The 7717-nt window shown below is 72.5% G+C and carries 7 protein-coding genes and 1 pseudogene; 4 read left to right on the top strand and 4 right to left on the bottom strand.

Going from position 1 to position 7717, the window contains the following annotated elements; all coding sequences use genetic code 11:
- The 3 genes and pseudogenes from ACLEQD_RS32115 to ACLEQD_RS32105 form a co-directional block, all read left to right on the top strand.
- Nucleotides 1-355, top strand: a pseudogene (locus tag ACLEQD_RS32115) (ABC transporter permease subunit); the annotation flags it as partial.
- Complete coding sequence (locus ACLEQD_RS32110) at nucleotides 348-1277, top strand: ABC transporter permease (RefSeq protein ID WP_410389310.1); 930 nt, start codon at nucleotides 348-350, stop codon at nucleotides 1275-1277. The pseudogene ACLEQD_RS32115 and the gene ACLEQD_RS32110, both read left to right, overlap by 8 nt.
- A gap of 404 nt (nucleotides 1278-1681) precedes the next feature.
- On the top strand, nucleotides 1682-2809 hold the full coding sequence (locus ACLEQD_RS32105; protein ID WP_410389309.1) for a sensor histidine kinase: 1128 nt from the start codon (nucleotides 1682-1684) through the stop codon (nucleotides 2807-2809).
- A gap of 55 nt (nucleotides 2810-2864) precedes the next feature.
- Here the strand turns inward: ACLEQD_RS32105 and ACLEQD_RS32100 are convergent, their stop codons facing one another.
- From ACLEQD_RS32100 to deoC, 4 genes are all read right to left on the bottom strand, one after another.
- Nucleotides 2865-3503 (bottom strand): hypothetical protein, encoded by a 639-nt coding sequence (locus ACLEQD_RS32100; RefSeq protein ID WP_410389308.1) that lies wholly within the window; start codon nucleotides 3501-3503, stop codon nucleotides 2865-2867.
- A 72-nt stretch (nucleotides 3504-3575) separates the two neighbouring features.
- Nucleotides 3576-5303, bottom strand: coding sequence for a phospho-sugar mutase (locus tag ACLEQD_RS32095; RefSeq protein ID WP_410389307.1), 1728 nt, complete (start codon nucleotides 5301-5303; stop codon nucleotides 3576-3578).
- A gap of 35 nt (nucleotides 5304-5338) precedes the next feature.
- A complete protein-coding gene (locus tag ACLEQD_RS32090; protein ID WP_410389306.1) occupies nucleotides 5339-5734 on the bottom strand; it encodes a TraR/DksA family transcriptional regulator in 396 nt (131 codons plus the stop codon).
- A 21-nt stretch (nucleotides 5735-5755) separates the two neighbouring features.
- Nucleotides 5756-6616 carry a deoxyribose-phosphate aldolase gene (gene deoC / locus ACLEQD_RS32085; RefSeq protein WP_410389305.1) on the bottom strand — a complete coding sequence of 287 codons (861 nt, stop codon included), beginning with the start codon at nucleotides 6614-6616 and terminating at the stop codon, nucleotides 5756-5758.
- A gap of 113 nt (nucleotides 6617-6729) precedes the next feature.
- Here deoC and ACLEQD_RS32080 point away from each other — a divergent pair.
- Nucleotides 6730-7717 (top strand): ComEC/Rec2 family competence protein (locus ACLEQD_RS32080; RefSeq protein ID WP_410389304.1); only part of this gene is annotated, 988 nt, incomplete at its 3' end.

Below are 7717 nucleotides of genomic sequence, written 5' to 3'. Positions count from 1 at the left end.
CGGGGGCCCTGGCGGGCCTGGCCGGCGCGGTGCTGGTGCTGGGCACCGAGGGGCGCTACCCGGGCTCGCTGGGCGCGCCCTACGGCTTCGACGGCATCGCCATCGCGCTCATCGGCAACAACCACCCGCTGGGCGCGGCGCTGGCCGCGGCCGTCTTCGGCGTCCTGCGCGCGGGCGCACGCGCATGCAGCTGCTCGGCGTGCACAAGAGCTTCCCGGAGCTCATCCAGGGCTTCGCGCTGCTCTTCGTCGCCGGCCGCATGGTGTGGCTCGCCCTGCTGGACCGGCGCCAGAAGCGCGCCCGGGCCCAGCCCCCGGCCCCGTCCCAGGCGCAGGTGGAGGTGCCCCGTGCTTGAGGTGCTCCACTCGCTCCTCTTCTCCACCCTGGACGCGGCCCCCGCGCTGGTGTTCGCCGCGCTGGGCGCCATGCTCTCCGAGCGCGCGGGCGTGGTGAGCGTGGGCGTGGAGGGCATGATGCGCACCGGCGCCTTCTGCGCGGCCGTGGCGGCGCTCGTGCTGCCCACGCCGCTCGCGGTGCTGGTGGGCATGGGCGCGGGCGCGGGCCTCGCCGCGGTGCACGGCTTCCTGAGCATCCGCTGGCGGTCGGATCAGGTCGTCTCCGGCATGGCCCTCAACCTGGTGGCCATGGCGGGGGGCACCTTCCTCTTGGAGTCGCTCTACGGCCCCAACGGCACGCCCGCCATCACCCAGCTGTCCCGCTGGAACCTCCCGGGCCTGTCCCACGTCCCGCTCCTGGGCGCGCTGTCCGGCCACGCGGCGCCCACCTACCTGGCGCTCACCCTGCCCTTCCTCTTCCACCTGCTCCTGTCGCGCACGCCCCTGGGCCTGCGCCTGCGCGCCGTGGGGGACAAGCCGCACGCGGTGGCCACGCTGGGCCTGTCCGTGCCCGCCCTGCGCTGGGGCGCGGTGCTGGGCGGCGGGCTGATGGCGGGCCTGGGCGGCGCGGTGCTGTCCACCGCCGTCCTGGACCGCTTCGAACAGCACACCCCCGCGGGCCTGGGCTTCATGGCCCTGGCGGCCATGGTCTTCGGCCGCTGGACGCCGCTGGGGGCCTTCGCCGCCGCGCTCTTCTTCGCCTTCGGCAACGCGCTGAGAATCGGGCTGGCCTCGAGCGCTCCCTGGCTCCTCGACCTGGTTCCCCAGGGCTTCCTGCTCGCCCTGCCCTACCTGTTGACCCTCCTCGTCCTCGCGCTCCAGGGCCAGCGCGGCCACGCCCCCGCCGCCCTCGGCACCCCCTACGAGCAGGAAGCCCGCTGACCATTTTGAGAGGGCCCGGGTATTCTCAGACCCGGGTCCAAATCCACTTTTGGTCAGGTCCGACCCGCGAAATCTGAAGCGGCCACCTGTCCTGATGCGTCTGGTCATTCCGGGCTGATCCGCCAACCCCCTGACCTTACTGGGACATGTTTTTCAGCCTTTCCAGTGTGGGCTGATCTGCCGTTGGGTGGACGTCCGGCATGGCGCTGGCAAGGGAGTGCGCCCATGTCGGATTGCGTACTGGACAGCGAGCAGGGGCGGCAGGTGGCCCTGTTCGGTTCCGGGACGCGGTCCCCCGGGTTCGAGACACCGCCTCCGGGCGGTGGCGGGCCCGGTTTCCAGGCTGGGGTGGCGTGAACATGCAGACGACGGGAACAGGCTCGACGTCACCCCAGCGCCCTCGCGTGATCGCGATCGACATGGAGTCCGGCGGGGTGGAGCGGGTGCGCTCCATCCTCACGCCCGCCGGCTACGACGTGCTGCCCGCGAGCGGGACGACGGCCGCGCTGGAGGCGGTGTCCCGCCACTCCGCGGACCTGGTGCTGCTGGACGTGGACCGCGCCCGCACGGTGGGCCTGGCCGCGTACCGGCGCCTTCGCGAGGAGCTGGCCCCGCCGCAGTTCCCCATCCTCATGCTCACGCCTTCCGCGGACCGCCAGACGCGCCGCGAGGTGATGGAGGCAGGTGTGGACGACTTGCTGACGACCGAACCCCTGGACCCGCTGGAGCTGAAGGTGCGCGTCCACACCCTGCTGGAGCTCAAGGCGCACCGCGAGCAGGGCGGCGTCCGGGAAGTGCTTCAGGACCCGCGCACGCGCTGGGTGCGCATGGAGCGCCTGGCGCGCGTGGGCACGCTCGCCGCGGACCTGGCGACGCAGATGGACCAGCTGGGCGTGGGCCTGCAGCGGGCGCTGGAGCACGTGCGCGCCCGCGCGGGCCTGGGGCTGCCGCCGGACTCGGAGGAGCTGCTCAAGCTGGGCGTGGCCGGGGAGCAGATGCGCCTGCACGGCCAGCACCTGCTGTCGCTGGGCCCCACCTCCCCCAAGGACATCCAGCGCTTCGACCTGCGGGAGGTGGTGCCGGAGGTGGTGTCCCGCCTGCGCGCCTCCGGCCGCCTGGGCCGCGCGGACGTGCGCGCGGTGCTGCCGGAGGACCCCATCGCGGTGGTGTTCAACCGCCGTCAGCTGGAGCAGGTGCTGACGGAGCTGGTCTGCAACGCGGTGGACGCCGTCGAGGACGTGAAGGACCGGCCGCGCGTGGTGCACGTGGGCGTGGAGCTGCCGGACATGTTCGGTGACTTCGGTCCGCAGCTCTTCGTGAAGGACACCGGCATCGGCATCTTCGAGGACGAGCTGCAGGCCATCTTCTCGCCGTACTACACGACCAAGGCCCCGGAGAAGAGCGTGGGCCTGGGCCTCACGGTGGCGCGCACCCTGGTGGAGAGCATGGGCGGCAAGCTCACCGTGAAGAGCCGCGTCAACCTGGGCAGCACCTTCACGGTGGAGCTGCCCGAGCAGACGTCGTCCTGGTAGCCGCTCCAAGCCACCCCACGGGCGGGGACCCGCTCCCCGCCCGCGTGACGCCTGGCTAGAAGCGGTAGGCCACGCCCGCCAGCGCTTCCATCGTGAAGTAGCTGTCGTCGAAGCGCGGGACGATGGAGGGCCCCAGCCGCAGGTTGAAGTTCACGTTGAGGTTGTTGCTGACGAAGTACTCCAGGCCGCCTCCGAAGAGGATGGGGATGACCGGCCCGATGCCCTCGCCGATGTAGACGTTGAACGGCACGTCGATGCCGGCGTTGATCATCAGCGCGCTGCCCACGGGAATGCCCACCACGAACGCCACCGGCAGCGCCATGCCGAAGAGCGTGTTGCCCCGGGGGAAGTAGATGAACGGCCCCGGCTGGAAGGTGATGGCGAAGGCCACCTTGTCCGTCCGGGCAATCATCACGCGCAGCCAGCCCTGGAGCTTGAGCCCCGCGTCGGACGCGTCCACCAGGCCCTCACGGCCCCAGTTGAAGCTGAACTTGCCGCCGATATCCACGGTGTCGGAGCCGCCGTGCAGCAGGCCCAGCGTCAGGCCCGGGAAGCCAATCTGCGCGCTGAACATGTTGCGGCCCGAGCCGACGGTGTCCGCCGCCAGCAGGGACCAGCCCTGCCCGCGAGCCGCCGCGGTGCCGGGGACGGCCAGGAGCACGGCCAGGAGGAAACCAGGAATGAAGCGCTTCACGCGGTTCCTTTCTGCGATGGGCCGCGACAGGGGACGCGACCCGTTGGGTTGAGTTGAAGGGTGATTCAGGACTCAGTCGGGCTGGCCACGCTCGCGGGCCAGCGCCAGGAAGGCGTCGATGAGGGCCGCGAGCTTCGCCTCCGCGCGCTGGCGGGCCTGGGGGAGCGGCTCGCCGGGGGCGGGCGTCTCCTTGTGCTCGAAGTAGTATTTGATCTTGGGCTCGGTGCCGGAGGGGCGCAGGGTGACGCGGCCGCCGCCCTCCAGCGCGAAGGCGACGACGTTGGACGGGGGCAGGCCGCCCTCGCCCTGCTGGTAGTCGCGCACGGCGCTCACGCGGGTGCCGCCGATGTCCTGGGGCGGCGACGCGCGGAAGGCCTCCATGATGGCGCGGATGGTTTGCGCACCGGCGGCGCCAGGGAGGGTCACGTTGCGCTGGGCGCCCACGTGCAGGCCGAAGCGGCGCTGGATCTCCTCCAGGTAGCCCAGCACGGTGGTGCCGCGGGCCTCGCACCACGCGGCCAGGTCCGCCATCACCACGCCCGCGCCCACGCCGTCCTTGTCGCGCGTGGCGGTGCCCACGGTGTAGCCGAGCGCCTCCTCGTAGCCGAAGACGAACTGCGTGCCTTCCTTCGCCGTGCGCTCCAGCGCGCGGTTGGCGATCCACTTGAAGCCGGTGAGGACCTCGTCGTACGCGGCGTCCAGCCCGCGCGCGATCTCCCCCAGCTGCGTGGAGGACACGATGGTGGTGACGACGTGCGGGCGCGCGCGCTTGGTGCCCTGCGTGAGGACGTAGTGGCCCAGCAGCACGCCCACCTCGTTGCCGGTGAGCAGGCGCAGCTTCCCGGAGGCATCCCGCGCCATCACCGCGAGCCGGTCCGCGTCCGGGTCATTCGCGAGCACCAGGTCCGCCTTCACGCGCTCCGCCGTGGCGATGGACAGGTCCATGGCGCCCGGCTCCTCGGGATTCGGGAAGCGCACGGTGGGGAAGCGGCCGTCGGGCTGCTGCTGCTCGGCCACGGGGGTGACGCGCGGGAAGCCCGCCTCCTTGAGCGCGAGCGCCGCCCACGCGCCGCCCACGCCGTGCATGGCGGTGTAGACGATGGACAGCGTGTCGCTGCCCTTGCGGTACAGGCGCAGGTCCAGGATGGCGCGCAGGTACGCGTTGCCCACGTCCTCCGGCAGGTCGCGCCACAGCCCCTTCGCGCGGCCTTCGGCGGGCGTGAGCAGCGGGACGGCGTTGGCGGCCTCCACCTTCGCGATGGCGTCCGCGATGCCCACGTCCTGCGGCGGGACGATTTGCGCGCCGTTGCCCCAGTAGACCTTGTAGCCGTTGTACTCGGGCGGGTTGTGGCTGGCGGTCACCATCACCGCGGCGGCGGCGTCGAGGTGCAGCACGGCGAACGCGGTGACGGGCGTGGGCACCGGCTCCGGGAAGACGTGCGCGGGGATGCCCTCCGCGGCGAACACGGCGGCGGTGTCCTCCGCCAGCTCCTTGCTCAAGCGGCGCGCGTCGCGGCCCACCACGACGCCGCGCGTGGTGACGTCCGGCACGGTGGCCTTGAGGTAGCGCGCCAGGCCCGCGGTGGTGCGGCGCACGACGGCGCGGTTCATCCGGTTGGGGCCGGCGCCCAGCACGCCGCGCAGGCCCGCGGTGCCGAACTCCAGGTCCTGCGCGAAGCGGTCCGCCAGGTCCGCCCAGTCCTGCTTCGCGAGCACGTTGGCCAGCTCCGCCTGGGTCTCCGGATCCGGATCCGCCCTGCGCCAGGCCTCCGCCCGCTCCCTGAGTCCGGTCGTGTCCATCGCGCGTTGCCTCGTGGTTGGAGAAGGGGCTGCTTTCAGCCCTTGTAGTCGGTGAGGTGCTTGCGGCGCACCGGCCCCTTGGGGCCATCCTTGTTGTTCTGACACGCGACGCAGAACTCCGCGTAGGGCATGGCCTTGAGGCGGCCCAGGGGAATCTCCTCGCCGCACTCCTCGCACTCGCCGAAGGCGTCCGGGTCCTCGCGCAGCTTGCCCAGCGCCTTCACCACGCGCGCCAGCGTGCCGTCGGTGTTGCGGTTGCGGCTGGAGGCGATGGTCTGCATCATCTCGTTGAGGGGTTGCTCGTCCTCGTCGCCGCCCACGCGCGCCTCGTCGGTGCGGTTGGGTTCGATGCGCAGGGGCGTCTTCCCGGTCAGCTCCGCGTGGAGCGCGAGCAACTGCTGGAGGAAGTCCTCTCGCTGTTTCGGGGTCACGGTGCGCGTCTCCGGAAGGGGTCAGTACTGCGCGGTGGAGATCTGCCCGGTGACGATGGCCACGGACGCGGAGGCGCCCAGGCGGTTGGCGCCCGCGCGCAGCAGCTTCACGGCGTCCTCCGCGGACCTCACGCCCCCGGAGGCCTTCACGCCCACCTCGTCCCCCACCACCGCGCGCATCAGCTCGATGTCCTTCACCGTGGCGCCGCCGGGCCCGAAGCCGGTGGACGTCTTCACGAACGCGGCGCCCGCGGCCTTGGACAGCGCGCACGCGACGACCTTCTCCTCGTCCGTGAGGTGGCCCGTCTCCAGGATGACCTTCACGGGCAGCGGGTGGCTGGCCTCCACCACCGCGGCGATGTCCTGGTGCACGCGCTGGTAGTCGTGCGCCTTGAGCGCGCCCAGGTTGAGCACCATGTCGATTTCACGGGCTCCCGCGCGGATGGCCTCGCGCGCCTCGAAGGCCTTCGCGGACGACAGCGCGGCGCCCAGCGGGAAGCCCACCACGGCGATGGGCACGGCGGAGGAACCGGCCAGCACGCGCGCGGCGGTGGCCACGTGGCAGCTGTTCACGCACACGGTGGCGAAGCCGTACTGGCGGGCCTCCTCCGCCACGCGCACCACGTCCTCGGCGCGCGCCTCGGGCTTGAGCAGCGTGTGGTCGATGTACGGCGCCAGGTCCGAGGCCTTGAGGAGGGTGGCCGGGTCCACGCGCGCGGTGGCGGTCTTCGCACCGGGCGGACGCGGGGGCTCGGCGCTCAGCACGGCGGCGGGCGCGGGCGGCGCCGCCTCCTGCTGGACCTTCCAGGCGTGCAGACGGTGGCGGGCCTGGTCGACCAGCTCTTCCAGGACGGTGAAGAAGGCTTCGGCGTCGGACGGCATGCGGCGCCCCTTAGCCCAGTCCCGGCCCTCGGGGAAGCGCTGGCGGGAGGACTGCGCGTCCGGTCAACGCACGGGGTGCCGCGAAGGGGAGCGGGGCTGTAGAGTTCCAACCCGTGAAGGTCTTCGCGCGGCTGCTCGCACTCCTTGTCCTCCTCCTCGCGGCGCTGCCGGGCCACGCGGCGGCTCCGGCCTCCCCGGCCCTCCCCTCCCCCGCTCCCGGGCGGCTCACGGTCTACTTCCTGGACGTGGGCCAGGGGGACGCGGCGCTCATCGTGTCGCCCACGGGCAAGACGGTGCTCATCGACGGTGGCCCCCCGGAGGCCAGCACGCGGCTGGCGGCGCGGCTGCGGGAGCTGGTGAAGGGCCCGCTGGACCTGGTCATCCTCACCCACCCGCACCTGGACCACCTGGGCGGGCTGCGCGCGGCGGTGAAGGCGGTGGGCGCGAAGCGCTTCATGGACCCCGGCTTCGACCACCCGAGCGAGGCGTACCGCGACCTGCTGGACTTCTTGGGCAACGAGGTGGGCCAGGTGATGAGCCCGGAGCCCAACCCGGCCTCGCCCCAGACGCTGCTCACCGTGGGGCTGGGCGAGGGCGTGGCGCTCACGGTGCTCTGGCCGCGCGTGCCCCAGGAGTCGTTCCTCGCGGACACGCGCTCGGACGCGAACGCGAACTCCATCGTCACCAAGCTCACGTACGGGAAGACGGCGTTCCTCTTCACTGGGGACTCGGAGCCGCCCACGGAGGCGGTGCTGCTGCGGAAGCCCTTGGACCTCACGGCCACGGTGCTGAAGGTGGCGCACCACGGCGGCAAGCACTCCTCCACCGCGGCCTTCCTGGAGCGCGTGAAGCCGCAGGCGGCGGTCATCTCCTGTGGCGTGGGCAACGACTACGGCCACCCGAGCCCGGAGGTCCTGGGCCGCCTGAAGGACGTGCGCGCGCGCACCTTCCGCACCGACCAGGACGGCGAGGTGATGGCGGTGAGCGACGGCACGGCCGTGACGCTGCGCTCGGCGAAGGGCGGTGCCGGGGCCGCGAGCCTGTCCGGCACCCAGCGGGCGGGGAGCCCGGTGGCGCTCGGCCCATCGAGCCCACGCCGCA

The sequence above is a fragment of the Corallococcus sp. 4LFB genome (genome assembly GCF_046520365.1).
GTDB classification, from domain to species: Bacteria; Myxococcota; Myxococcia; order Myxococcales; family Myxococcaceae; genus Corallococcus; species Corallococcus caeni.
This window is presented reverse-complemented; position numbering and strand designations above follow the sequence as displayed.